At 61.9% G+C, this 24,010-nt stretch carries 20 protein-coding genes; 9 read left to right on the top strand and 11 right to left on the bottom strand.

Translation table 11 applies throughout. The features are described from left to right. The first annotated feature begins 90 nt into the window (after positions 1-90). From AC097L_RS20155 to AC097L_RS20190, 8 genes are all read left to right on the top strand, one after another. Positions 91-864 (top strand): coniferyl-alcohol dehydrogenase, encoded by a 774-nt coding sequence (locus AC097L_RS20155; RefSeq protein WP_479588503.1) that lies wholly within the window; start codon positions 91-93, stop codon positions 862-864. Between the two features lie 69 nt (positions 865-933). Further along, positions 934-1,500, top strand: coding sequence for a SphA family protein (locus AC097L_RS20160; RefSeq protein ID WP_479588504.1), 567 nt, complete (start codon positions 934-936; stop codon positions 1,498-1,500). Between the two features lie 123 nt (positions 1,501-1,623). Beyond that, complete coding sequence (locus AC097L_RS20165) at positions 1,624-3,084, top strand: aldehyde dehydrogenase (RefSeq protein ID WP_479588505.1); 1,461 nt, start codon at positions 1,624-1,626, stop codon at positions 3,082-3,084. Between the two features lie 58 nt (positions 3,085-3,142). Beyond that, positions 3,143-4,420 (top strand): ABC transporter substrate-binding protein, encoded by a 1,278-nt coding sequence (locus AC097L_RS20170; RefSeq protein ID WP_479588506.1) that lies wholly within the window; start codon positions 3,143-3,145, stop codon positions 4,418-4,420. Positions 4,421-4,435: 15 nt separating this feature from the next. Beyond that, positions 4,436-5,305, top strand: a complete 870-nt coding sequence (locus AC097L_RS20175) for a branched-chain amino acid ABC transporter permease (RefSeq protein WP_479588507.1) — start codon at positions 4,436-4,438, stop codon at positions 5,303-5,305. Positions 5,306-5,328: 23 nt separating this feature from the next. Beyond that, positions 5,329-6,357 carry a branched-chain amino acid ABC transporter permease gene (locus AC097L_RS20180; protein ID WP_479588508.1) on the top strand — a complete coding sequence of 343 codons (1,029 nt, stop codon included), beginning with the start codon at positions 5,329-5,331 and terminating at the stop codon, positions 6,355-6,357. After that, positions 6,354-7,070 (top strand): ABC transporter ATP-binding protein, encoded by a 717-nt coding sequence (locus AC097L_RS20185; protein WP_479588509.1) that lies wholly within the window; start codon positions 6,354-6,356, stop codon positions 7,068-7,070. The genes AC097L_RS20180 and AC097L_RS20185 overlap by 4 nt, the downstream gene beginning before the upstream one ends. Beyond that, complete coding sequence (locus tag AC097L_RS20190; protein WP_479588510.1) at positions 7,067-7,834, top strand: ABC transporter ATP-binding protein; 768 nt, start codon at positions 7,067-7,069, stop codon at positions 7,832-7,834. The genes AC097L_RS20185 and AC097L_RS20190 overlap by 4 nt, the downstream gene beginning before the upstream one ends. Before the next feature lie 401 nt (positions 7,835-8,235). Here the strand turns inward: AC097L_RS20190 and AC097L_RS20195 are convergent, their stop codons facing one another. The 3 genes from AC097L_RS20195 to AC097L_RS20205 all read right to left on the bottom strand — a co-directional run bounded on the left by AC097L_RS20195 (position 8,236) and on the right by AC097L_RS20205 (position 15,429). Further along, entirely contained in the window at positions 8,236-9,714 is a 1,479-nt protein-coding gene (locus AC097L_RS20195) for a glutamate synthase subunit beta (RefSeq protein WP_479588511.1), read from the bottom strand. 34 nt (positions 9,715-9,748) lie between these two features. Further along, complete coding sequence (locus AC097L_RS20200; RefSeq protein ID WP_479588512.1) at positions 9,749-14,503, bottom strand: glutamate synthase-related protein; 4,755 nt, start codon at positions 14,501-14,503, stop codon at positions 9,749-9,751. A gap of 227 nt (positions 14,504-14,730) precedes the next feature. Next, positions 14,731-15,429, bottom strand: a complete 699-nt coding sequence (locus AC097L_RS20205) for a transposase (RefSeq protein WP_479588513.1) — start codon at positions 15,427-15,429, stop codon at positions 14,731-14,733. Positions 15,430-15,577: 148 nt separating this feature from the next. On the opposite strand from AC097L_RS20205, the gene AC097L_RS20210 reads away from it, so the two are divergent. After that, positions 15,578-15,940 (top strand): hypothetical protein, encoded by a 363-nt coding sequence (locus AC097L_RS20210; RefSeq protein ID WP_479588514.1) that lies wholly within the window; start codon positions 15,578-15,580, stop codon positions 15,938-15,940. A gap of 8 nt (positions 15,941-15,948) precedes the next feature. On the opposite strand, the gene AC097L_RS20215 is transcribed toward AC097L_RS20210, so the two are convergent. From AC097L_RS20215 to AC097L_RS20250, 8 genes are all read right to left on the bottom strand, one after another. Then, a complete protein-coding gene (locus tag AC097L_RS20215; RefSeq protein WP_479588515.1) occupies positions 15,949-16,920 on the bottom strand; it encodes an aldo/keto reductase in 972 nt (323 codons plus the stop codon). A gap of 2 nt (positions 16,921-16,922) precedes the next feature. Further along, the gene (locus tag AC097L_RS20220) at positions 16,923-17,798 is read right to left on the bottom strand and encodes a class I SAM-dependent methyltransferase (RefSeq protein ID WP_479588516.1); all 876 of its coding nucleotides are present in this window, start codon (positions 17,796-17,798) and stop codon (positions 16,923-16,925) included. Next, positions 17,779-18,348, bottom strand: coding sequence for a DUF1415 domain-containing protein (locus AC097L_RS20225; protein WP_479588517.1), 570 nt, complete (start codon positions 18,346-18,348; stop codon positions 17,779-17,781). The genes AC097L_RS20220 and AC097L_RS20225 overlap by 20 nt, the downstream gene beginning before the upstream one ends. 3 nt (positions 18,349-18,351) lie before the next feature. Further along, positions 18,352-19,011 (bottom strand): hypothetical protein, encoded by a 660-nt coding sequence (locus tag AC097L_RS20230; protein WP_479588518.1) that lies wholly within the window; start codon positions 19,009-19,011, stop codon positions 18,352-18,354. Positions 19,012-19,031: 20 nt separating this feature from the next. After that, positions 19,032-20,162, bottom strand: coding sequence for a deoxyguanosinetriphosphate triphosphohydrolase (locus AC097L_RS20235; protein WP_479588519.1), 1,131 nt, complete (start codon positions 20,160-20,162; stop codon positions 19,032-19,034). Positions 20,163-20,242: 80 nt separating this feature from the next. Then, the gene (gene aroB, locus AC097L_RS20240) at positions 20,243-21,388 is read right to left on the bottom strand and encodes a 3-dehydroquinate synthase (protein ID WP_479588520.1); all 1,146 of its coding nucleotides are present in this window, start codon (positions 21,386-21,388) and stop codon (positions 20,243-20,245) included. A gap of 48 nt (positions 21,389-21,436) precedes the next feature. Continuing rightward, positions 21,437-21,958 carry a shikimate kinase gene (locus tag AC097L_RS20245; RefSeq protein WP_479588521.1) on the bottom strand — a complete coding sequence of 174 codons (522 nt, stop codon included), beginning with the start codon at positions 21,956-21,958 and terminating at the stop codon, positions 21,437-21,439. Next, a complete protein-coding gene (locus AC097L_RS20250; RefSeq protein WP_479588522.1) occupies positions 21,955-24,009 on the bottom strand; it encodes a beta strand repeat-containing protein in 2,055 nt (684 codons plus the stop codon). The genes AC097L_RS20245 and AC097L_RS20250 overlap by 4 nt, the downstream gene beginning before the upstream one ends. Between the last annotated feature and the right edge of the window lies 1 nt (position 24,010).

The following is a 24,010-nucleotide window of genomic DNA, read 5'->3' on the forward strand; positions in this document are numbered from 1 at the left end:
CCCTGGGCGATTATTAGTCTTATTAATACATAGCGGATTGCGCTCGGCATCATGCTCCGACTGCCATCAACCTCACTGGAGACTAATCCTATGCTCAACGGCAAAACCATCATCGTCACCGGCGCGTCGTCCGGCATCGGCGCGGCCACCGCAACGCTGGCCGCTTCGCAAGGCGCCGATGTGATCTCGGTTGACGTCAATCCGCCAGCTGATCCGGTCGGCCGATTCTTCCAGGCCGACCTGTCGGACAAGGCATCGATCGATGCACTGGTCGCGGCGCTGCCGGTCGGCGCGCACGGCCTCGCCAACATCGCCGGCCTGCCGCCCACGCGTTCCGCCGAACAGGTGCTGAAGGTCAACCTCGTCGGCCTGAAATACCTGACGACACAACTGGTGCCGAAGCTCGCCGACGGCGCGTCGATCGTCAACCTGGCATCGCTCGCCGGTCTCGGCTGGAACGACGCGAAAGAAGCCGTGTTGGCTAGCAGCGGGCTCGACTTCGAGGGCGTGACTGCGTTCTGCCGCAGCCACGCAATCAAAGGCGCGCGCAGCTATTTCTTCTCGAAGGAGGCCGTGATCGTCTGGACGATGCAGAACCGCTGGACCTGGCGCGACCGCGGCATTCGCATGAACGCGGTGAGCCCTGGCCCGGTCGACACGCCGATCCTGAAAGACTTCATCGAGACGCTCGGTGCACGCGCCGAGGAAGATATGAAGACCATGGACCGACCCGGCCACCCAACCGATATCGCACCAGTCGTCGCCTTCCTGCTGTCGGACGGCTCGGCCTGGATTCGCGGCACCAACCTGCCGACCGACGGCGGTATGTACTCGAACGTGCTGTGCCAGATGCACGGCCTTTGAACTGCGCCGATCTCTGCATCGACCTCACACTGCCCTGACCTCAACCCACCAAAAAAAATGAGATAAACCATGACCCTTCCAATTTCACGTTCACATCTGACCCAGAGCGCCGGCATTGCCATCTTGGCTGCGCTAACCAGTCTCACCGCTTCCGCGACTGAAGGCGGCGGCTCGATCTATCCGCACGGCGCCGACAACTTCACTGCCGACGTGGTGCCGCCGCCAGGCACATACGGCATGGTGTTCGCCTCGCGCTTCACGGCCGACCACGTCAACGATTCGAACGGCAATGACCTGAAGCTGCCAGGCTTCACGGTAGCAGTCAACGCGGTCGCACCACGCTTCATCTGGGTGCCGGGCAAAAAGATCCTGGGCGGCGACTTCTCGATGCACACGATCGTGCCGATCGTCGATGTCGACGTGTCGGTGGCGGCTGTCTCCCAGCGCAAAACCGGCCTCGGCGACATCACCGCCGGTCTCGGCCTGGGGTATCACCACAGTGCCAATCTGCACAGCGTCATCGCGGTGGACCTCTTTCTGCCCACCGGTCGCTACAAGAAGGGCGATCTTGCCAATATCGACCGCACAGCGTTCGCGGCCGAGCCTCCGGTCAAGTGGGACAGCGGCAAAGGCTGATTCGTGACGCTGAAGTGGCAGAAACAAACCGTCGCGGAAAACCGCGCCCAGGGCAGTGCGTTCTAGCTCAAGGCCGTGCTCCCGCTTTGACTTCGATTTGATTTTAATTTTCGAGACACCGACATGCACATTATCGACATGCTGATCAACGGCGAGGCCTGCCAGGCCCGCGGCGGAGCCACCTTCACACGCAGTAACCCGCTCGATGGCAAGGTGGTCACGATTGCGCCGGCAGCCACTCTGGACGACGCGGTGGCGGCGGTCGACGCGGCGGCGGCGGCCTTCGTCGGCTGGTCGCGCACGGGCCCCGGCGAACGCCGTACGCTGCTGCTGAAGGCGGCCCACGCGCTCGAGGCGCGCGCCGCCGATATCACCACGGTGATGGCCGCCGAAACCGGCGCCTCCGAAGGCTGGGCCGGCCTCAACGTGCACATTGCCTCCAGCATGCTTCTCGAGGCTGCGTCGCTGACGACGCAGATCAGCGGCGAGATCGTGCCGTCGGACGTGCCCGGTAACCTCGCGATGGCGGTGCGCCAGCCGGCCGGCGTTGTGCTCGGCATCGCGCCGTGGAACGCGCCGGTAATTCTCGGCGTGCGTGCGATCGCAGTGCCACTGGCCTGCGGCAACACGGTGGTGCTAAAGGGCAGCGAGCTGTGCCCGGCCACGCACGGCCTAATCATCCAGGCGTTGCAGGAAGCGGGCTTACCGAAGGGCGTGGTGAACTTCATCACCAACGCGCCGACGGATGCGAGCGCGGTGGTCGAGGCGATGATCGCGCACCCCGCCGTGCGGCGCGTCAACTTCACCGGCTCCACGCATGTCGGCCGTATCATCGCGGGCACCTGTGCCAAGTACCTGAAGCCGGTGATCCTAGAACTCGGCGGCAAGGCGCCGCTGCTCGTGCTCGACGACGCCGACCTCGACGCCGCGGTCGACGGCGTGACCTTCGGTGCGTTCGCGAACTCGGGCCAGATCTGCATGTCGACTGAGCGCATCGTTGTCGACCAAGCCATCGCCGACGAGTTCGTCATGCGACTCGCGGCCAAGGTTAAGTCGCTTCCACTAGGCGACCCGCGAGATAAATCTAAGGGTCCGATCGTGCTCGGCTCGGTGATCGACATGAGCACCGTGACCCGCTGCAACGCGCTGATCGACGACGCACTAGCGAAGGGCGCCAAGCTCGTGTGCGGCGGCAAGGCCGACACCACGCTGATGCCCGCGACGCTGATCGACCATGTCACACCGTCGATGAAGCTCTACTCGGACGAAAGCTTCGGCCCGGTCAAAGGCATCGTTCGCGTCGATGGCGAAGAGGCCGCGATCACCTGCGCTAACGACAACCCGTTCGGCCTCTCCGCTGCGGTGTTCACGCGCGACATGGCACGCGGTTGGCGCGTGGCACAACGCATCGAATCGGGTATCTGCCACGTCAACGGTCCGACGATGCACGATGAAGCGCAGATGCCCTTCGGCGGCATAAAGGCCAGCGGCTATGGCCGCTTCGGCGGGCGTGCTGGCATAGAGGCCTTCAGTGAGCTGCGCTGGATCACCCTGCAGACAGAGCCTCGCCACTACCCTTTCTGAGCACCCGCTCCAAACCTAGACAGATACCCAAACCTAGAAACACACTGGAGACAAATCAATGAAACACATTTCCTTCTCCCGCACGCTGTTCGGTGCCCTCGCGGTGGGCATCATGGCCGCCGGCGGTGCCCGAGCGGCCGATGGCCTGTGCGGCTTGGACAATGGCAAGAAGGCTACCGGCCAGCCTATCCTCGTAGGAGCCGTAGTTGGCAAAACCGGCCCCGACGACCTTAGCTCCAGCGCTGCGGCTGCGCGCGCTTACTTCAAGTGTGTTAACGAGAACGGCGGCATCAACGGCCGGTCGATCGAGTACCTGATCGAAGACGACAAGTGGAACCCCGAGAGCGCGGCGCAGGCGGCGACCAAGCTCGTCAAGGACCGCAAGGTGGTAGCACTGGTCGGCAGCGGCAGCTTCGTCGAGATGAGCGTCAACGCCAAGCTGTACGAAGCTGAAGGTGTCTTCTCCTTGGCCTCGGCTTGCGCGGTGCGCGAATGCTTCGAGGCCCGAAACATCGCATCAACTAACGGTGGCCCTCTGCCGAGTAATCTGGGCGCGGTGCAATGGGCGGTGAAGAATCTCAGCACGAAATCAGTCGTGTGCATCGGGCTAAACATCCCCAGCAACGGCGGCTGGTCGTGCGCCGAGGTCGTCAAGTGGCTGCAGTCGAAGGGTATGAAGGGCAAGTCTGTTCTTTTTGATCCGGGCAATGCCGACTTCACCTCGGTAATTTTAGAAGCCGTAGCCGCTAACCCCGACACTATGCTCACAAATCTGCCCAGCGGGGCCGGTACCGCGGTGCTGAAAGCTGCACAGGATCAGAACCTGCGCGACAAATACAAGTGGATCTCGGCTACGCCTATGTACGATGCCAAAGTTCCCGCAGCGCTGGGCGCCTACTGGAATGGCAAGTTGTACGTGCAGACCGAACTTACCCTGCTCGATGGGCAGGGGCCGGATGCCAAGCGCTGGCGCGCCGTGCTCGACAAGTACAGTGTGGGCGATTCGGCGGCATCCAACCGCCGAGACACCTTCTCGCAGGCCGGCTTCATCTCCGCTAAGGCCTTCGTTGACACGATGCTCAAGCTCGACCCCGCCAAGATAGACCGAGCCACGGTAACAGCCGCCGTGCGTGGCATCAAGAACTACCGAACCGACCTCATGTGCAGCCCGTTCTACGTCGGCAACGGCGCGGGCCACATGCCCAACCACGCTGGCATGATGGTGCAGCTAGTCGACGGCGGTTTCAAGACCGTCAGCGGCTGCTTCGACGCTGAATCGACCTACCTCGATCCAATCAAGGCTGCCGAGAAGCGCGACGGACTCGTCGGTCTTTGAGACAAGGAGCGCGCCGTGCAATCAGGTTTGTTTATCGTTTCAGGCCTAGCGGTCGGTGCCGTGTACGCGATGTCTGGCGTGGGCCTGGTGCTGCTCTACCGCGCCACCGGCGTGCTGAACTTCGCCAGCGGCGCGATCGGCGCGATTGGTGCACTGCTGACCTGGCAACTGGTCGAATGGGGCTGGCCTGCGCCGGTGGGCTGGGTGGCCGCAATACTGATAGCGATGGCGCTGTCGGTAGCCTACGGCTGGTTCGTGGCACCGGCGCTCGCCTACCGTGAGCCGGTCGTCAAGGCGGTCGCTACGCTCGGGCTTGCACTGATTGTGCTAGGTCTTCTCAACTGGCTTTGGCCGCAAAACCCGCGCCGCTTGTCGCTGCCAACCGACGCGATCAGTGTCGAGTGGCTACAGGTACGCCTGACAGGCACCCGTATGCTGGCTTTAGCGGTAGCGGTATTCACGACACTCGGACTTGGCGCATTCCTCACAGTGACTCGCGTCGGCCTCTACATGCGTGCGCTGGCGAACAGCCGCGACCTCTCGCGCCTGCTAGGCCTTCGCGTGCGCCGCATCGAAGCGATCGCCTGGCTGATCAGCGGCGCGCTGTGCGGGATCAGCGGCTTGCTGTTGGGAAACTTAGTGCGGCTTGATGCCAGCGTGCTGACCTTCATCGTGATTCCCGCAATGGCAGCGGCCGTGATCGGCCGTCTGCAATCGCTGGGCTGGACGCTGATCGGTGGTCTGATGATCGGCGTGCTCGAAGCGCTAGGTACGCTCGCCGGGCCATGGGCACCATTTCGCTCGGCGACACCGTTTTTGGTCGCGGTGGTGGTCATCCTATTTCTGCAGCGCAACCGTCGCCTGACCTTCGCTGGCCAAGATTAAAACGAATTAATAAGCCTGATGGCATGCAAACGATGATGATGAAAAATCCGTTAGGGGGCGTCGGCGAAAGCCGCTCTGGCCGCGTGTTCTGGCTAATCGCTGCAATGGCGGTATTTTCGCTGGCCGCGGTAGCGGTACTGCCAGCTCTGCTCAGTGCCTACTGGGTCAAGGTGTCGATGGCGGCCGTCATCTACACGCTGGCGGCTTCAGGCGTGGCGCTACTGTACGCACGGCTCGGCATGGTGTCGCTAGCGCAGGTCGCGCTCACTGGCGTTGGCGGCTGGATCTGCCTGCGCGTTGCGCACGCCACCGGGGCACCGTTCGAGTTGGCGATGCTGGCCGGTGCGGCAGCGACCGCGATGGTCAGCGTCGTCGTCGGCCTGCCAGCGATGCGCATGCGCGGCCTCTACCTCGCGCTGGTTACGCTGATGGCGGCGGGCGGCTTCACGATTGCCGTTACCGCGCTGCAGTTTCCGAACGGCGGCGATGGATTTAGTGGCTATGGTTTCGATCCGCAACCAATGCCGCGACCTTGGATTGCACAAACCGACGAGGCTTTGCTTCGCTACGCCGTCGGCGTGGCCCTGCTCGGCTACGGTCTGATCGTCTGGCACCTAAAGTGCGCGCCGGGCCGGGCCTGGGCGCTGATCCGGCGCAGCGAGGCGGTCGCGATGTCGGTCGGCATCAATGTGGTGCGCTACAAGTGCTGGGCCTTTGCATTGTCGGGCTTTCTCGCCGGTATGGCAGGTAGCCTGCTAGCAGCAACACTAGGCACGCTCGATGCGCGTTCGTTTCCGGCCAGTGAGTCGGTCCTACTCTTCGCGCTCACCGTCGTCGGCGGGGCATTCTCGCCCCTTGGGCAGATCTTCAGTGGACTGCTGTACCGCGTAGTACCAGCTCTGCTTGACACTATCGGTGTCGACGGCAACCTGTCTTACGTCATTTTTGGCGTAGCCCTGCTGCACGCGCTGATGACGGCACCGCGTGGCCTCGCAGGTCAGGTGCAGGATGCGCTGTCTGAGCTGAAAAATCGGCGCGGGGTGAAGCCATGATCCAAATCGCAAACCTCACAGTGCAGTTCGGCGGTGTCAAAGCACTGAACGATGTAAACCTCGAACTTAGCGCTGCTGTAGTCGGCATCATAGGCCCGAACGGTGCGGGCAAGACAACGCTGCTCAATGCGCTGAGCGGCTTCGTTACTCCCACACCGGCGAGCCGCATCGCGATCAATGGTGTCAACCTGCTCGCGATGTCGCCGGCAGCGCGGGCGCGCTGGGGGCTGCGGCGTTCGTTCCAGGCCGAGCAGGTGGTCGATGAACTGAACGTCGCTGAAAATGTACAGGTCACGCTCGACGGCAGTGGCCTGTCGCGGCGCGAGAGTAATGAAGCACTGCAACGTGCGCTGCACTTCGTCGGCATGCACGATCAGTCGCGCTGCCCCGCCGCTTCGCTTAATGCGTTCGAACGCCGGATGGTCGAGCTGGCGCGTGCAGTAGCAGGCGCGCCAAAGGTGGTGCTCCTGGATGAACCTGGCGGCGGGCTTAGCGGTAGAGAGGTCGAAACGCTGCGTGGCGTGATCGGGCGCATCTACCCCGAGCTAGGCGCGATCACTTTGCTGATCGACCACGACGTCGATCTGATCGCCGCCTCGTGCATCGAGACCGTGGTGCTCGACTTCGGCAGCCTGATCGCCAATGGCCCGACCGCCCATGTGCTGGCCGATCCGCGCGTCAGGAGCGCCTACCTCGGGGAGACCATAGCATGACGACGTTAGCAACGAAACCATCGCCCGGCAGCGTGCTGACGGTCGAGAACCTGTGCGTCCGGCGCGGCAACAAGGGCGTCGTGGATCGGGTCTCGCTTACGGTGCGCTCAGGCCAGGTCACAGCCCTGCTCGGCCCCAACGGCGCGGGCAAGAGCAGCCTCGTGCTGGCGCTAGCAGGCGTGCTACCGGTTAGCAGCGGCAGCATACTGCTCGACGGTGTCGATGTCACCGGTGCTGCGCCTGATGCGATGCGCAGGCTCGGCGTGGCGACCGTACCCGAAGGCCATCAAGTACTGACTGTGCTGAGCGTCGATGACAACTTGCGCGCCGCCGGATCTATGCTGACGCAGGGCGAACTTGCTCTCTCCCTGCAGGAGGTGTACGCGGTATTCCCGGAGCTGGCAGAGCGGAGTGGTCAGGCTGCAGGCACGATGTCCGGCGGGCAGCAACAGATGGTGGCGATAGGCCAGGCGCTGATCGGGCGTCCATCCTTCATGCTAATCGACGAGATGTCCCTCGGGCTAGCACCTATCATCGTTAAACGGCTTATGGGCGTAGTCACCGATCTCGCGCGCCGTGGCGTCGGCATCCTGCTGATCGAGCAATTCACGCAGCTTGCGTTGCAAGTTGCTGATCAAGCCTGCGTGATGAGCCGGGCGGGGCTACGCTACAGCGGCGCTCCGCAAGCACTCGAAGCCGACCCAGGCTTGCTACACGCGGCTTACCTGGGTGCGGCTCAAGGACCCTTTAAAGCACGACCTTAAACGAGGCACCTTGACGGTAATAAGTGCGCCTCGTATTACGACCGAATCGCCACGTGTGTCGAGGAAGCTTCAACGCTTGAGAAGAACAAATCACGAAACTACGCTCACCCAAGACCGTGAGCGCGCGAAAAACTCCATCGATCAGCGTCGTGATACCGACAGAGGCGAGCCGAACTGCAACTAGCTGAAAATCGCCCCGTCGGGGTATAGAAAGCCGCTCGCTGTGCCGCGCGATACTCAACAATGCTATACCCGCGCATTGATCTTGACGCACACAACCAAGCACTCAAACACCGCTTCCGAAAATACCGCAGAACGGGCTCTGCCAGGCCACTGGTATTGCCTCCTTGCAAGGGGGTTGGCGAAAGAAGCGAAGCTTTGAAGCCTGGGGTATGTGACAGTTACCTAGGCAGATCACTGAAGCCCATCAAGAACTCATCCACCGCCCGCGCGGCCTGGCGGCCTTCGCGGATGGCCCACACCACCAGGCTCTGGCCACGGCGGATGTCGCCCGCGGCAAACACCTTGGGCACGTTGGTGGCGTAGCCGCCGCTGAACTCGGTGTGCGCCTTGGCGTTGCCACGGGCATCCTTGTCGATACCAAAGGCATCCAGCACGTTGGCCACGGGGCTGACAAAGCCCATGGCCAGCAGCACCAGATCGGCCTTCATGACGACTTCGGTACCGGGGATTTCCACCAGCTTGCCGTCTTTGAACTCGACGCGCACGGTCTTCAGGCCCGTGACCTTGCCTTTTTCACCGATGAATTCCTTGGTGGAAATGGCGAACTCGCGCTCGCAGCCTTCGACGTGGCTGGAGCTGGTGCGCAGCTTGATCGGCCAGTAAGGCCAGGTCATGGGGCGGTTTTCCTCGATGGGTGGCTGGGGCATCACCTCGAACTGGGTCACGCTGACCGCGCCGTGGCGGTTGCTGGTGCCCACGCAGTCGCTGCCAGTGTCGCCGCCGCCAATCACAATGACGCTCTTGCCATCGGCGCGCAGTTGCGCCTTGACCTTGTCGCCCGCGTTGACCTTGTTTTGCTGGGGCAAGAATTCCATCGCGAAATGGATGCCGTCCAGCTCGCGGCCGGGCACGGGCAGGTCGCGCGATTGCTCGGCACCGCCAGTGAGGACCACCGCGTCAAAGTCTTTTTGCAGCTGCTCAGGGGTGATGGTTTCCTTGGCCCAGTTGGTGACCTTGGAGCCCTTGCCCAGTGGATCTTTAGCCGCGCCCACCATCACGCCGGTGCGGAAAGTCACACCCTCGGCCTGCATCTGCGCCACGCGGCGGTCAATATGGGTCTTTTCCATCTTGAAGTCGGGGATGCCATAGCGCAGCAGGCCGCCAACGCGGTCGTTCTTTTCGAACAGCGTCACGTCATGGCCCACGCGCGCCAGTTGCTGGGCCGCCGCCAAGCCTGCGGGGCCAGAGCCAACCACCGCCACTTTTTTGCCAGTCTTGTGTTTGGCTACGCGGGGCTGGACCCAGCCCTCATCCCAAGCGCGGTTGATGATGGCGTGCTCGATGGACTTGATGCCCACCGGCAGGTCATTCACATTCAGCGTGCAGGCCGCCTCGCAGGGCGCGGGGCAAATGCGGCCGGTGAACTCGGGGAAGTTGTTGGTGCTGTGCAGCACCGCAATCGCGTTCTGCCAGTCGCCGCGGTACACCAGATCGTTGAAGTCCGGAATGATGTTGTTGACCGGGCAACCGTTGTTGCAAAACGGAATGCCGCAGTCCATGCAGCGCGCGCCCTGGATCTTGGCTTGCGATTCGTCGAGGCTGACGACGAATTCTTTGTAGTGCTTGACGCGCTCGGCGGCGGGCTTGTAACCCTCTTCCAGCCGCCCGTATTCCATGAAGCCTGTGACTTTACCCATGATTGAATCCTGTATTTACGTGGAGACGGTGCGCTTACTTGGCAGGCACTGCTTCATTTTTAATAGCTACTGGTGCAGATTTTGCCTGCGCTAGAGCTACTTTTCGTGCATGCATTTCACCCAAGGCACGTTGGTACTCCAGCGGGAACACCTTGACGAACTTGCCACGGGCCTCGGCCCAGGTGTCGAGCAGGTCACGGGCGCGCTTGCTGCCGGTCCAGCGGTTGTGGTCTTCCAGCAGCTTCTTGAGCTGGGCCTCGTCGGTCTGGCCGTTGTGCCATTGGTCGGCCACACCCAGGCCCTGTTGCTCGCCCGAGGGCAGCACGCGCTCCAACGACACCATGGACATGTTGCAGCGCTTGGCGAACTGGCCGTCTTCATCAAAAACGTAGGCGATGCCGCCGCTCATACCGGCGGCAAAATTGCGCCCGGTCTTGCCCAGGATCAGCGCCGTGCCGCCGGTCATGTACTCGCAACCGTGGTCGCCCGTGCCTTCGACCACCGTGGTGGCACCCGACAGGCGCACCGCAAAGCGCTCCCCGGCCACGCCGCTGAAGAAGGATTCGCCGCTGGTCGCGCCGTACATCACCGTGTTGCCGACGATGGTGTTCTGCGTGGCCGCACCACGGAAGTCGATGCTGGGGCGCACCACGATACGGCCGCCGCTCAGGCCCTTGCCGGTGTAGTCGTTGGCATCGCCAATCAGGTACAGCGTGATGCCGTTGGCCAGGAAGGCACCAAACGACTGGCCGCCCGTGCCTTCGAGCTGGATGCGGATGGTGTCGTCCGGCAGGCCTTCGGGGCGCACCTTGGTCAGCGCACCCGAGAGCATGGCCCCCAGCGAGCGGTTGACGTTGCGCGCCACTTCCATGAACTTGACCTTTTCGCCGCGCAGGATGGCGGGCTGCGATTTCTCGATCAGCACGTTGTCCAGCGATTTCTCCAGGCCGTGCTCCTGATTTTGCACGTGGTAGCGCGGCACGTCGGCCGGCACATTGGGTTGGGCGAACAGGCGGTTGAAGTCCAGGCCGCTGGCCTTCCAGTGGGCAATGCCTTTGCGGGTGTCCAGCAGGTCGGCACGGCCAATCAGGTCGTCAAACTTGCGGATGCCCAGCTGGGCCATGATCTGGCGCACTTCTTCGGCGATGAAGAAGAAGAAGTTCACCACGTGCTCGGGCTTGCCCTGGAATTTCTTGCGCAAAACCGGGTCTTGCGTGGCCACCCCCACGGGGCAGGTGTTCAGGTGGCACTTGCGCATCATGATGCAGCCCTCCACCACCAGCGGGGCGGTGGCAAAGCCGAATTCATCTGCACCCAGCAGCGCGCCGATGGCGACATCGCGGCCGGTCTTCATCTGGCCGTCGGCCTGCACCCGCACGCGGCCACGCAGGCGGTTCAGCACCAGGGTCTGCTGGGTTTCGGCCAGGCCGATTTCCCAGGGGCCACCGGCATGCTTGATGGACGACCAGGGCGATGCGCCGGTGCCACCGTCGTGCCCGGCGATCACGATGTGGTCGCTCTTGCACTTGGTCACGCCTGCGGCGATGGTGCCCACGCCCACTTCACTCACCAGCTTGGTGCTGATGGACGCGTGCGGTGCCACGTTCTTCAGGTCGTGGATCAGCTGGGCCAAGTCTTCGATCGAATAGATGTCGTGGTGCGGCGGGGGCGAAATCAGGCCCACGCCTGGCACCGAGTGGCGCAGCTTGCCGATGTACTCGGACACCTTGCCGCCGGGCAGCTGACCGCCCTCGCCCGGCTTGGCACCCTGGGCCATCTTGATCTGGATCTGGTCGGAAGACACCAGGTATTCGGCGGTGACACCGAAGCGGCCCGAAGCCACCTGCTTGATGCGGCTGCGCAACGAGTCGCCGTCTTGCAGCGGGTAGTTCACGGTTTCCACCACTTCAGGGCCGATGATTTCGCGCAGGGTTTGGCCTTGCTTGATCGGAATGCCCTTGAGCTCCTGGCGGTAGCGGTTGGAGTCCTCGCCGCCTTCGCCGGTGTTGCTCTTACCGCCAATGCGGTTCATGGCCACGGCCAGGGTGGTGTGGGCTTCGGTGGAGATCGAGCCCATAGACATGGCACCGGTGGCGAAGCGCTTGACAATTTCTTTCGCCGACTCAACTTCTTCCACCGGAATCGCCTTGGCCGGGTCGATCTTGAACTCGAACAGGCCGCGCAGGGTCATGTGGCGACGGCTTTGGTCGTTGATGAGCTGGGCGTATTCCTTGTAGGTGTTCCAGTTGTTGGCGCGGGTGCTGTGTTGCAGCTTGGCGATGGCATCGGGGGTCCACATGTGCTCTTCGCCGCGCACGCGCCAGGCGTATTCACCGCCTGCGTCCAGCATGTTGGCCAGCACCGGGTCGTCGCCAAAGGCAGCCTTGTGCATGCGCAGGGCTTCTTCGGCAATCTCGAACACGCCAATGCCTTCCACGCGGCTGGAGGTGCCGGTGAAGTACTTGGACACGGTCTCCTGGTTCAGGCCAATCACCTCGAACAGCTGCGCACCGCAGTAGCTCATGTAGGTGCTCACGCCCATCTTGGACATGATCTTGGACAAGCCCTTGCCGATGGCTTTGACGTAGTTGTAAATGGCTTTATCGGGCGACAACGCACCGGACAGGTCCTTGTGCAGGTCGGCCAGGGTTTCCATCGCCAGGTAGGGGTGGATGGCTTCGGCACCGTAGCCTGCCAGCACGCCGAAATGGTGCACTTCGCGGGCGGTGCCGGTTTCCACCACCAGGCCGGTGGTGGTGCGCAGGCCCAGGGTCACCAAGTGCTGGTGCAGGGCGCTGCTGGCCAGCAGGGCGGGAATGGCGATTTGAGTGGCGCTGACGTTGCGGTCGCTGACGATCAGGATGTTTTTACCGCCCTTGATCGCATCCACCGCTTCGGCGCACAGCGAGGCCAGCTTGGCTTCCACGCCCTCGCGGCCCCAGGCGGCGGGGTAGGTGATGTCCAGCGTGTGGCTGCGGAACTTGCCGTGGGTGTGGCGCTCGATGTCGCGCAGCTTAGCCATGTCGGCAAAGTCGAGGATGGGCTGGGCCACTTCCAGGCGCATCGGCGGATTGACCTGGTTGATGTCCAACAGGTTGGGCTTGGGGCCGATGAAGGACACCAGCGACATGACGATGGCTTCGCGGATCGGGTCGATCGGCGGGTTCGTCACCTGGGCGAACATCTGGCGGAAGTAGTTGTACAGCGGCTTGTTCTTGTCGCTGAGCACGGCCAGGGGGCTGTCGTTGCCCATGGAGCCAATGCCCTCTTCCCCGGCCTGGGCCATGGGGGAGAGCAGGAACTTGATGTCTTCTTGCGTGTAGCCAAAGGCCTGCTGGCGGTCCAGCAGCGCGGTGGGGCTGACGGTGGCGGCAGCCGAGTCGGCAGGCACGCTGTCGAGCTTGATGCGCAGGTTGTCGATCCACTGCTTGTAGGGCTTGGTGTTGACGATGTTGGCCTTGAGCTCGTCGTCGTCGATCATGCGGCCCTGTTCCAGGTCGATCAGGAACATCTTGCCGGGCTGGAGACGCCATTTGCGGACGATCTTGTTCTCGGGCACGGGCAGCACGCCTGACTCGGAGGCCATGATGACCAGGTCATCGTCGGTGACGCAGTAGCGCGAGGGGCGCAGGCCGTTGCGGTCCAGCGTGGCACCGATCTGGCGGCCATCGGTGAACACGATGGAGGCCGGGCCGTCCCAGGGTTCCATCATCGCTGCGTGGTATTCATAGAAGGCGCGGCGGCGCTCGTCCATCTGCGTGTGCTGTTCCCAGGGCTCGGGAATCATCATCATCACAGCCTGGCTGATGGGGTAGCCGGCCATGGTCAGCAGTTCCAGGCAGTTGTCGAAGGTGGCGGTATCCGACTGGCCGGGGAAGCTGATAGGGTACAGCTTGCCCAGGTCGGCGGCCAGCACCGGACTGGCCATCACGCCTTCGCGGGCCTTCATCCAGTTGTAGTTGCCCTTGACGGTGTTGATCTCACCGTTGTGCGCCACATAGCGGTACGGGTGGGCCAGCGGCCACTCGGGGAAGGTGTTGGTGGAGAAGCGCTGGTGCACCAGGCCGATGGCTGAGACGCAGCGCTCGTCGGACAAATCCTTGTAGTACACGCCCACCTGGTCGGCCAGCAGCAGGCCCTTGTAGATGACCGTGCGGCTGGACATGCTGGGCACGTAATACTCTTTGCTGTGCTTGAGCTTGAGGTTCTGGATGTTGGCGCTGGCGGTCTTGCGGATCACGTACAGCTTGCGCTCCAGCGCGTCTTGCACGATCACGTCGTCGCCGCGGCCAATGAACACCTGCTTCAAGAGCGGCTCGGTCTTGCGCACCGTGGGCGACATGGGCATGTCCTTGTCCACCGGCACATCGCGCCAGCCCAGAAATACCTGGCCTTCGGCCTTGATGGCGCGCTCCATCTCTTGTTCGCAGGCCTGGCGGGAGGCGTGCTCTTTGGGCAGGAAGATCATGCCCACACCGTACTCACCGGCGGGAGGCAGGGTCACACCTACGGAGCCGTCAGGGGCCGTTCCAGCCCGGGCCATTTCTTCGCGGTACAGCGCGTCGGGGATCTGGATCAGAATACCCGCGCCATCGCCCATCAGCGGGTCGGCACCCACGGCACCCCGGTGGTCGATATTTTCCAGGATCTTCAGCGCCTGGGTGACGATATCGTGGCGCTTTTCACCCTTGATATGGGCTACAAAACCCAGGCCGCAAGCATCGTGCTCGTTGCTGGAGGAATACAAACCGTGGTCTTTGAGATACTGGATCTCGGCAGCCGTTGTCATGGCGCTCTCCTATATTTGTTAGGACTTACGCTTCGCCCAAAGAGCCCTACGCAAGTCCCGGGTATTTCGCGGGGAATCGAAGCATAAACCACAGCAACAACAATGCCAAGCAGAACAATAGGGGTCAGATTCCAATTAACCGCCAATCAATCTATCAATAAATAAAATAGGGACATATTAAAAATAATAGCGCATTGTGCTTATCAAATAAGCGCTGAAAGCACTTTTTATTCAGGGTTTTTTGGCAGAAAAGGCCTACCCGCTACCGCCTTGGTCACACGGCGTTCGGTTCTTTTTTGTAAATCCGCCACAAAACCTGCGTCGCCCAGAGCCCATCCACGCAGTACCGACTGGGTCAGCTGCTGCTGTTGCTCTGCGGTGATACCTGCATGCACCAATTTGGCATAAGCCACCTCGCGTGCAAACGGCGTGTTGCCCAGCGCCCACCACAGCGGGTGCGGCGTGACCAGTTTGTCAGCCCGCTGGCCAATGTGGTGGCCGTAGCTGGACCAAGCGTAGTCACGCGGGTCGGCCACCATGCCGGCCCGCACCGGATTCAGGTCGATGTAGGCCATGCAGGCCAGCAGGTAGCGGTCGGTTTGTACCAAAGTCGATTTGTAGCGCCCCTCCCACAGGGTGCCACTGCGGCCCTGCGCGTCGTTGAAATAGCGCACATAGCTGCGGCCCACCGCCTGCATCATTTGCGGCAGACCCTCGGCCGTGGTGGGCGTTGCCAGCAGATGAAAGTGGTTGGTCATCAGCACATAGGCATGAACCTGCACACTAAACTTTTTGGCGTTTTCGGTCAGCAGGCCCAGCAGCAGGCCGTAATCACCCGGGTGGACAAAAATGGCTTGGCGGTTGTTGCCGCGCTGGATGATGTGGTGGGGGTAGCCAGGAACGGTGAGTCGGGGAAGACGGGCCATGTGCGCAGCAATGAGTGGATGCGCGATGTTAATCGGGTTCTGACCCCTATTTTTCTTTACGCAACGTTACGGGGGCGATGTCACTCCGTGGAGCCCGCAGCGGGTTGTGGATAGGAGACCTTTTCACCATTCCACTTGGGAGATATCCATGGCTTTTCGCCTTACTACTGGCGCACTGGCAGCCCTTTTAGGCGGTGTTGCGCTGTCCGGCTGCGTGGTGGCACCACCCCGCCAGCAGGTGGTGTACCGCACTGCACCGGCACCGCAGGTGCAAACCGAAATTATTTACGCCGATGTGGCACCACCGCCACCGCAGCAAGAAGTGATTGGCGTGGCACCAGCAGGCTATTTCTGGCTGTCAGGTGCCTGGTTCTGGGAAGGCGGACGGCATGTCTGGCATCCAGGCCACTGGGAAGCGCATCGCCCTGGCTACCAATGGACACCCCACAAATGGGTGCCGAGCGGCAACGGCTGGCAGTTGCGCGGCGGCTTTTGGGCGCAGCGCCGCTAAAAACGCGTTCAGGGAAGTTCACGGCCTCGGGCGGCCTCATAGAGCCGGTACCACTCGCCGCGGCTCAGCGCCACTTGCGTGGCCTGCGCGCAGGCACGGATGCGCTGGGGGTCGGTAGTGCCCACCACGGGCTGGATGCGCGCAGGGTGCTGCATCAACCAAGCCAGCACGATGGCCTCGGCAGCCACGCCATGGGCCTGTGCCAGTTGCTGTACGCAATCTGCCGCTCCGCGCACAGAGGGAGATGCATCGACAGGCGCCGCGCCGCTCAACCAGCCGCGTGCCAAGGCCCCCCAAGCCTGTAGCTGCATGCCGTGCTGCTGCGCATATTCCAAGGTGCCGTCCCACGCCAGATAGGATGCGCCTTGCGCGTCATTAAAGCCGGTGGCCACCTCCAGCCAGTCGCGCTTGAGCAGGCTCATCTCCAGTTGGTTCACCACCAGCGGCTCCCCAAGCGCCTGCTGCAACCAGCCCATCTGCGCGGCGTGCATGTTCGATACGCCCAGGAAGCGCGCCTTGCCTGCGGCCTTGATCTGCTGCCAAGCCTGGGCCACCTCGGCGGGCTGCATGAGCGGATCGGGACGGTGCAGGATCAGCACATCCAGATAATCGGTCTGCAGCCTGCGCAAAATTGCGTCCACACTTTCCACGATGTGCTGCGCCGACAGGTCGTAGCGCTTGGGGCCATGCGCATCGGCAAAACGGATACCGCATTTGGACTGCAGCAACAGGCTTTGCCGTAGCGAGGGCTGGCGCTGGAACAGGCGGCCAAAACTCTCTTCGGCCTTGCCCAGCGTGTAGATGTTGGCATGGTCAAACAGGGTGATGCCCGCCGCCAAGGCGGCCTCGGTAGCGGCCTGGGCGTTGTCCACGTCAGATGCAGACAGGGGCTGCGTATCCCAGCCGCCGCCTAGACCCATGCAGCCCAGCACCAGCGGGCTGGCCTGGGGTAAAAAAGCGCCAAGTGGGAGGGAAGACATGTTCAGACTCCTGGTGTGTCGGGCAACTTGAAGCGTGTGGCCAGCAGGGCCGACAGGCCGAACTCGGCCAACAGCGCCGCCAGGCGTTCGGCCGCAGCGCGCTTCTTATGACCAGTGTGTTTGGCGATGATCAGCTCGTTTTTCATGCTGTGCTCCCAGCCGACCAGCTCGGTCACAGTGACTTGGTAGCCCCAGGCCTCCAGGTACAAGCAGCGCAGCACATTGGTGATCTGGCTGCCCATTTCGCGGGTGTGCAATGGGTGCCGCCAGAGTTCGGACAACGGTGTTTTGCTGCCGTTTAAGGCTTTGTTCTGGCGCAGGCAGGCCGCTACCTCGGCCTGGCAACAGGGCACCAGCACCATGGCGCGGGCGTTCTTTTGCAGGCCGAAGGCAATTGCGTCGTCGGTGGCGGTGTCGCAGGCGTGCAGGGCAGTGACCACATCGATGCGCTCGGGCAGCAGCGCCGACTGGGTGGATTCGGCCACGCTCAGATTGAGAAAAGACATGCGCTCAAAACCCAGGCGCGCGGCGAGTTCTTGCGACTTGGTGACCAGCTCGGCCCGTGTTTCGATGCCATAGATATGGCCCGCGCACAAGGCTTTGAAGTACAGGTCGTAGACGATGAAGCCCAGGTAAGACTTACCCGCACCGTGGTCGGCCAAAGTCAAACCCGTATTGCTGGCAGGTAGCTCGCCCAGCAATTTTTCGATGAACTGGAACAGGTGGTAGACCTGCTTGAGCTTGCGCCGCGAATCCTGGTTGAGCTTGCCATCACGGGTCAGGATATGCAGCTCTTTGAGCAGCTCGACAGACTGGGCGGGGTCGATTTCGGGCGGCAGCCCGGGAGCGGCGAGAGGCTTACTTTTGGGGGTCTTCATCGGGTGATTTTCCCACGCCCAGCGCGTCCCAGCCGCTTGGGCCCAGCGCCTCCATCGTCGCCTTGTTGCGCTCGAAAATGGTTTCGGCTTCGGGAAAGGCGGCCACAGCACGGTCGATGCTGGCCTCGCGCAGGAGGTGCAGGCAGGGGTAGGGGGCGCGGTTGGTGGCGTTGGTGATGTCGTCGGCATCCGTACCGCCAAACTGGAAGTCGGGGTGGAAGCTGGCGATCTGCACCGTGCCTTCCAGCTTCATCTTGCGCAATACACGGTCGGCAACGCCCAAAAAATCGTTGTAATCCAGAAAATCGGCCAGCACATGGGGCGCTATCAAAAGCGTAGTATCTCGTGCAGACGGATCTTGGGCTAGAAGGCTATTTAGCTCATAAATCAAGTCTTGGCGCAAAGTTTCGGTGTCGGTGGCTGCGCTCACGGCGTAGTGGATCTGGCCCTTGGTGTGCACGGCTTTGGCGAAGGGGCACAGGTTTAGGCCGATCACCGCGCGCTCCAGCCAGCGGCGTATGTCGGCTACCACGGTAGCGTCGCTAACCATGGCTTAGCGCAGAAAACGGCTGGGCTGGGCCACCAGCAGGCGGGCCAGTTCGTCCAGCACAGCGGGGTTGATGTCGGCAGCGGCCAGCTCGGTGGTGTGCACCTCGAAGCCGGTGGCGTTGCTGATGCGGAATGCAACGCGCGACTGATCGTGGTCGGGGGTGATGCGCACGCTGCCCAGCAGCTCGGTGGTGTACTCAAAACGGATGGCCAGCAGCTTGTTGGTGTCAGGGTGGCGCTGCTCCAGGCGCTCGTGCTTCAGGTGGCCCAGCGCCAGCCGGGATTCGACGCGCTCCAGCTCGGGCGGGAAGTTGACGCTCACCGCCGCCTTCACCGGCGGCCCGGCCTGGGGCAGCACGCGCCAGCCCATGCCGATGTAGTCGGTCACGTCCACCCCACCCATATGGTGCAGGCGCTTTTGCCGCACGTCGCAGCGGAAGTCGGCCATCTTCATCGCGGGCCAGGGGGTTTTACCGTCCAGCGTGAAGGCGCACGCGGCCGGGGTGATGACGTTGAGCTGCTGCGCCAGGTCGGCCAAATACACCGACACGGTGTGGCAGGCGGTTTCCGTTTGCGCCACACGGGCTTCCATGGATAGCTGCACAGCATCTTGCTGGTTGCGCAGCGCGTGGGCCTGGGTTTTGAGTTGGTTCAGAAAGCTCACAGAATATCTCTTTGTTATTTTTAGCCAAGCAGTTTTTGCCCGGTCAACCGCTCGTGCTCGCGGGCGGCAAAGCGGTCGGTCATGCCGGCCAGATAGTCGGCCACGACACGCGGGGTATTGGCAGCGGCCAAAGCGGCTCTTTCGGTATACGCAGGGGCCATTTCCTGCGGCGCGGCCAGGTAGGCTTTAAAGAGGTCTTGCACCATGGTTTGCGCTTGCGTGGTCATGGCCATCACCTGCGGGTGGCGGTACAGGTTTTTCATCAAAAAGCGCTTTAGTTCCAGCGACTGCGCCCGCATGGCCGGGCTGAAGCACACCAAGGGCGCGCATTGGCGGGCAGCATCCACACGGGTCGGCTGGGCAGCCTGCAAGGCGGCCTGGGTGGCGGCGATCACATCGTAGACCTGGGCGCTGAGCATGCGGCGGATAGACTCGTACAGCACACGGCGGCCTTGCAAATGCGGGTGCTCTGCCAGGGTTTGCTGGTGGAAATGCGCGACCAGCGGCACGTCTTGCAACTGCGCGAGGGTGATCAGGCCAGAGCGCACACCGTCGTCGATGTCGTGGGCGTTATAGGCGATTTCGTCGGCCAGGTTGCAAAGCTGGGCTTCCAGGCTGGGCTGGGTGCGGTCCAGAAAACGCTGGCCCACATCGCCCAGATTTTCCGCATTGGTGCGGGAGCAGTGCTTGAGGATGCCCTCACGGGTTTCAAAGGTGAGGTTCAGGCCGTCAAACAGCGGGTAACGCTCTTCCAGCGCATCCACGACGCGCAGGCTTTGCAGGTTGTGCTCGAAGCCCCCAAACTCGGCCATGCAGGTGTTCAGCGCATCTTGCCCGGCGTGGCCAAAGGGGGTGTGACCCAGGTCGTGGGCCAGGGCAATCGCCTCGACCAGGTCTTCGTTCAGGTCCAGCGCGCGGGCGATGGAGCGGCCCAGTTGGGCCACCTCCAGCGAATGGGTGAGCCGGGTGCGGAACAGATCACCCTCGTGGTTCAGGAACACCTGGGTTTTATAGACCAGGCGGCGGAACGCGGTGGAATGGACGATGCGGTCGCGGTCGCGCTGGAACTCTGTGCGGGTGGGCGCAGCGGCCTCAAAGAAGCGGCGGCCCCGGGTTTGCGCCGGGTCGCAAGCGTAGGTGGCTAATGGCATTGATGTATAAAAAAGAGGCCTCTAGCGCATATAAAACCTACGCCAGCAGCTATTATTTCAATAGCAAGCATAAAAATGGCTTAGGGGCAACAGGCATCGACCACCGCACGCACCAGGGCATCGGGCGCACCGCGTACGGTGGCGCTGCCGGGTGGGCCTATCAGCACGAACTTGATTTCGCCGGCCTCGGCTTTTTTGTCCACCCGCATCAGTTGCAGGTAGCGGCCGGCGTTGTCGGTGGCGTCCAGCACCGCACCCACCGTGGGCAAGCCCGCACGCTGGATAAGCTGTGTCAGGCGCTGCACCAGAGCCATGTCGATCAGGCCTAGCCTCTGCGACAGGTGTGCCGCCATCACCATGCCGCTGCCCACGCCCTCGCCGTGCAGCCAGGCGCCGTAGCCCATGCCGGCCTCGATGGCGTGGCCAAAGGTGTGGCCAAAGTTCAAAATGGCGCGCAGACCGGCTTCGCGCTCGTCCTGGCCCACCACGGTGGCTTTGATCTCGCAACTTCGCCGCACCGCATGGGTCAGAGCGGCCATATCGCCCGCGCGCAGGGCATCCATATGCGCATCCAGCCAGTCCAGCAAAGCCATATCGGCGATGGGCCCGTATTTGATGATTTCGGCCAACCCGGCGCTGAGTTCCCGCGGCGGCAGTGTGGCCAGCGTATCCAGGTCGCAGACCACTTTGCAGGGCTGGTAGAACGCTCCCACCATATTCTTGCCCAGTGGATGGTTGATGGCGGTTTTGCCGCCCACGCTGGAGTCCACTTGCGCCAGCAGCGTGGTCGGCACCTGCACAAAAGGCACCCCGCGCATGTAGCTGGCCGCAGCAAAGCCAGTCATGTCGCCCACCACGCCGCCGCCCAGGGCGAACAGCACAGTTTTGCGGTCGCAACCATGGCCCAGCAGTGCATCAAAAATCAGGTTCAAAGTTTCCCAGGTTTTATACGCCTCTCCATCCGGCAGCACCACAGTGTGGATGGTGGGGTAATGGCTGTACAGCGCAGCCTGCAGGCGCTGGGCGTACAGCGGGCTAACGGTGGTGTTGGTAACGATCAGAGCCGTGGCCGCACGCGGCAAGTCGGCCCAGGTGGCCGGGTTGTCCAGCAAGCCGGTGCCGATGGCGATGGGGTAGCTGCGGTCGCCCAGGGCGATGTGGACGGTATGGTGCTTGATGGCCTGTAAAGGCTGTAGAGACTGAGAGGGCTGAATAAAGTCGGACATAGCCACACAGTTTAAGGCGAAGCCCGCGCTATTGCCTGCCCTGCATACTCAAGATGGTGGAGCGCTGCCGCCAAGTTCCAGCTGCATGATGATCATGTTAACCAGCGTGGAGACAGACGGCCGCCCAGTCTCGATCACAAAGTGCGAGGTTTCGCGGTACAGCGGGTCGCGGGTGGCAAACAGGTCGCGCAGCCGGTTCAAAGGATCGACCACCTGCAGCAAAGGCCGGTTCACATCGTGGCGCAACCGGCGAAAAACCTCTTCAGGGGTGGAACGCAGATAGACCACCTGGCCCCGCGCATGCAAGGCCTCGCGGTTCGCAGGCCGCAACACCGTGCCGCCGCCGGTAGCCAAAACGCCAGGACCGTTAAGGGTCAGCACGTCAATCACTTCTGCCTCGACATCGCGGAAACGCGATTCCCCCTCGCGTTCGAAGAACTCACGGATCGAGCAACCTATGCGCTGCTCGATCACGTGGTCGGAGTCGATGAAGGGGACTTGTAACCGCCGGGCGAGTTGGCGGCCTACAGTGGACTTACCGGAGCCGGGGAGGCCGACTAAACTGATCAAGGATAGGGTTGCGTAGTTGTGATTCCACTAGGCGAGGTAACCGACACGGCTATATTGACGGTGGCACAGTCAGCCGCACCGCTCAACACGATGTCATGCAAGTCGCCGTTGGATGAGTTCAACACAACATTCGGGCTTACCGCTGTCACTGTGCAGGTTGCGCCAGTAGTGGTTATGGCCGCAGAAACCGTCGTTCCGGTAGGCATGGCGTTGTACAACGCTGACGCGCCGAACTGATTACCACGGTTGTTGCCGTTGAAATTTATGTCATGGACAAACACGGTAAAACCCGATGTGCTGCGACCAGGTGATGTGGCGCAATTAGACGAGGTGACGTAACCACCTGGTTGGCCGATATTCCTCGTCACGCATGCAATCGTGGCATTGGAAGTGGCAAGGGTGATGACCGTCTGCTTACGCACGCGGATCGCGCTGCTCCAAGTGGTGCTGCTACCACAGGTGCTAACAATTGCAGGATAGGTGTTCGTCGCATTCACGCAGGTAGCATTGTTTGTGCTTATGTCAATGATTTGCTCGCCGCTAGCCCAAGCCCCGTCTTCGTTCTCGTCAATGTAGGCTTTGCCAGCACCGTAGAAGGTTTCACCAGACTGCCAGATGTTATCGCCGTTCAGATCGACAAAACTTTCCTCACCGTCAAGATAAGCCAGAATCGCAACCCGGCCATTGGCGGGGCGGGTTCCCTGACTGGTGTACGTGACAGAGCAAGCCGAAGCAACAGTCGTGCAACTACCAGTTACCAAGCCTGCCGTTGCTACAAAATTCACCGAGGTCCCATTTGGTACAGGATTACCAAGCCGGTCTGCCACACGCATTGTCAGGACGGTCGTGATGCCGTCGGTATTCCATGCTTCGATACTGAGCTTGGTCGCGCTCAAGGAGGCAGAATTCTGAGTCGCCGCACCAGTGGTAACGACCAACCCCAAAGATGACGCAGAAATGGTACTGTCAGATGCCAAAGTCGCCGTGACCGTGACCGTGGTTGGCAACGTCCCGGATGCCACAGCGATACTGGCGAAACCACTGCTGTCGGTTGTAACCGTCTGCGCAGCCGTACTGGTCACGCCACTCTGCGAAAACTTGACACCTGAAGAAATCGCAGCATTGGACAAAGCCAACACAACGCTTTGCGAAGCCAGTCCTGTCGAAGAACTGTCCAAGACCTGAAATTTGACCACAGAGGTCTTGCTGCCACTGGCTGCACTGGAGGCGTACATTAATGTAGGTGTTGCGGAACTAAACACAATATTCGCAGCCCTGGCGGCCGTGACGTTGATCACGCCGCTAAGCGGCGTTGCCCCGGTGGCAGAAGCAGTCAAGGTCACCGCGCTTGCACCACAACCCGAAACGGATTGGTAGGTAGCGCTGGCAACACCGGAAACGCCGTTTTCGGTTTTAGTTGTGACCGTACTTGGACTGAACGTGCCGCAGGTCACGGAAAATGTCACGCCAATTCCTGAAGCGGCAACGCCATTCACCGCCCCTACCACGGTCACGGCCGAGGTTCCAAGCGCGCCGATAGTCGAAGGCGCTGTTGTGAGAGCAGTTAATGATACGTTTGAGGCACTGGTGCTGAAATTGAGACTGGACGTTACCGCAGCGCTGCTTACTGTAGCGCTGGCTGTTAACACAGCCGCACCGGTGGTGGTCAGCGTCAGAGGGCTGATCAACACGGTGGCCACGCCTGCACTGTCTGTCAGAGCGGTCGCAGCGGCGCCATTGCCGGCCAAGGTAGCCAGGGTGTAGTCGGTGGAGAAAGTCACAAGTTGGTTAGCCAACGCCACACCGCTCGCGCTCGTCACCACGGCCTTAGCATAAAAAGTTGCGCTCTTGTTAATAGCATTGACCGTCAACGCAGTGCCAGCGCTGTTGACCAAAGTTACGACAATTGCTGCGCTCGTGGTACCCGATCCGCTACCACTCCCTCCACTCGCAGTTCCTGGATCCCCACCCCCCCCACAGGCTACCAACAATAACGCAAACATCGCCAACACCCAAGCTTTTAAATAACGAATCATTTTTCCCAGCTCCATT

The sequence above is a fragment of the Rhodoferax sp. RT5P35 genome, from assembly GCF_056521385.1.

Excerpts from the sequence above, each read along its gene's own strand:
- AC097L_RS20155 (WP_479588503.1), top strand. The coding sequence starts at position 91 with ATGCTCAACGGCAAAACCATCATCGTCACCGGCGCGTCGTCCGGCATC.
- AC097L_RS20160 (WP_479588504.1), top strand. The coding sequence starts at position 934 with ATGACCCTTCCAATTTCACGTTCACATCTGACCCAGAGCGCCGGCATT.
- AC097L_RS20165 (WP_479588505.1), top strand. The coding sequence starts at position 1,624 with ATGCACATTATCGACATGCTGATCAACGGCGAGGCCTGCCAGGCCCGC.
- AC097L_RS20170 (WP_479588506.1), top strand. The coding sequence starts at position 3,143 with ATGAAACACATTTCCTTCTCCCGCACGCTGTTCGGTGCCCTCGCGGTG.
- AC097L_RS20180 (WP_479588508.1), top strand. The coding sequence starts at position 5,329 with ATGCAAACGATGATGATGAAAAATCCGTTAGGGGGCGTCGGCGAAAGC.
- AC097L_RS20185 (WP_479588509.1), top strand. The coding sequence starts at position 6,354 with ATGATCCAAATCGCAAACCTCACAGTGCAGTTCGGCGGTGTCAAAGCA.
- AC097L_RS20190 (WP_479588510.1), top strand. The coding sequence starts at position 7,067 with ATGACGACGTTAGCAACGAAACCATCGCCCGGCAGCGTGCTGACGGTC.
- AC097L_RS20195 (WP_479588511.1), bottom strand. The coding sequence starts at position 9,714 with ATGGGTAAAGTCACAGGCTTCATGGAATACGGGCGGCTGGAAGAGGGT.
- AC097L_RS20200 (WP_479588512.1), bottom strand. The coding sequence starts at position 14,503 with ATGACAACGGCTGCCGAGATCCAGTATCTCAAAGACCACGGTTTGTAT.
- AC097L_RS20205 (WP_479588513.1), bottom strand. The coding sequence starts at position 15,429 with ATGGCCCGTCTTCCCCGACTCACCGTTCCTGGCTACCCCCACCACATC.
- AC097L_RS20210 (WP_479588514.1), top strand. The coding sequence starts at position 15,578 with ATGGCTTTTCGCCTTACTACTGGCGCACTGGCAGCCCTTTTAGGCGGT.
- AC097L_RS20215 (WP_479588515.1), bottom strand. The coding sequence starts at position 16,920 with ATGTCTTCCCTCCCACTTGGCGCTTTTTTACCCCAGGCCAGCCCGCTG.
- AC097L_RS20220 (WP_479588516.1), bottom strand. The coding sequence starts at position 17,798 with ATGAAGACCCCCAAAAGTAAGCCTCTCGCCGCTCCCGGGCTGCCGCCC.
- AC097L_RS20225 (WP_479588517.1), bottom strand. The coding sequence starts at position 18,348 with ATGGTTAGCGACGCTACCGTGGTAGCCGACATACGCCGCTGGCTGGAG.
- AC097L_RS20235 (WP_479588519.1), bottom strand. The coding sequence starts at position 20,162 with ATGCCATTAGCCACCTACGCTTGCGACCCGGCGCAAACCCGGGGCCGC.
- aroB (WP_479588520.1), bottom strand. The coding sequence starts at position 21,388 with ATGTCCGACTTTATTCAGCCCTCTCAGTCTCTACAGCCTTTACAGGCC.
- AC097L_RS20250 (WP_479588522.1), bottom strand. The coding sequence starts at position 24,009 with ATGGAGCTGGGAAAAATGATTCGTTATTTAAAAGCTTGGGTGTTGGCG.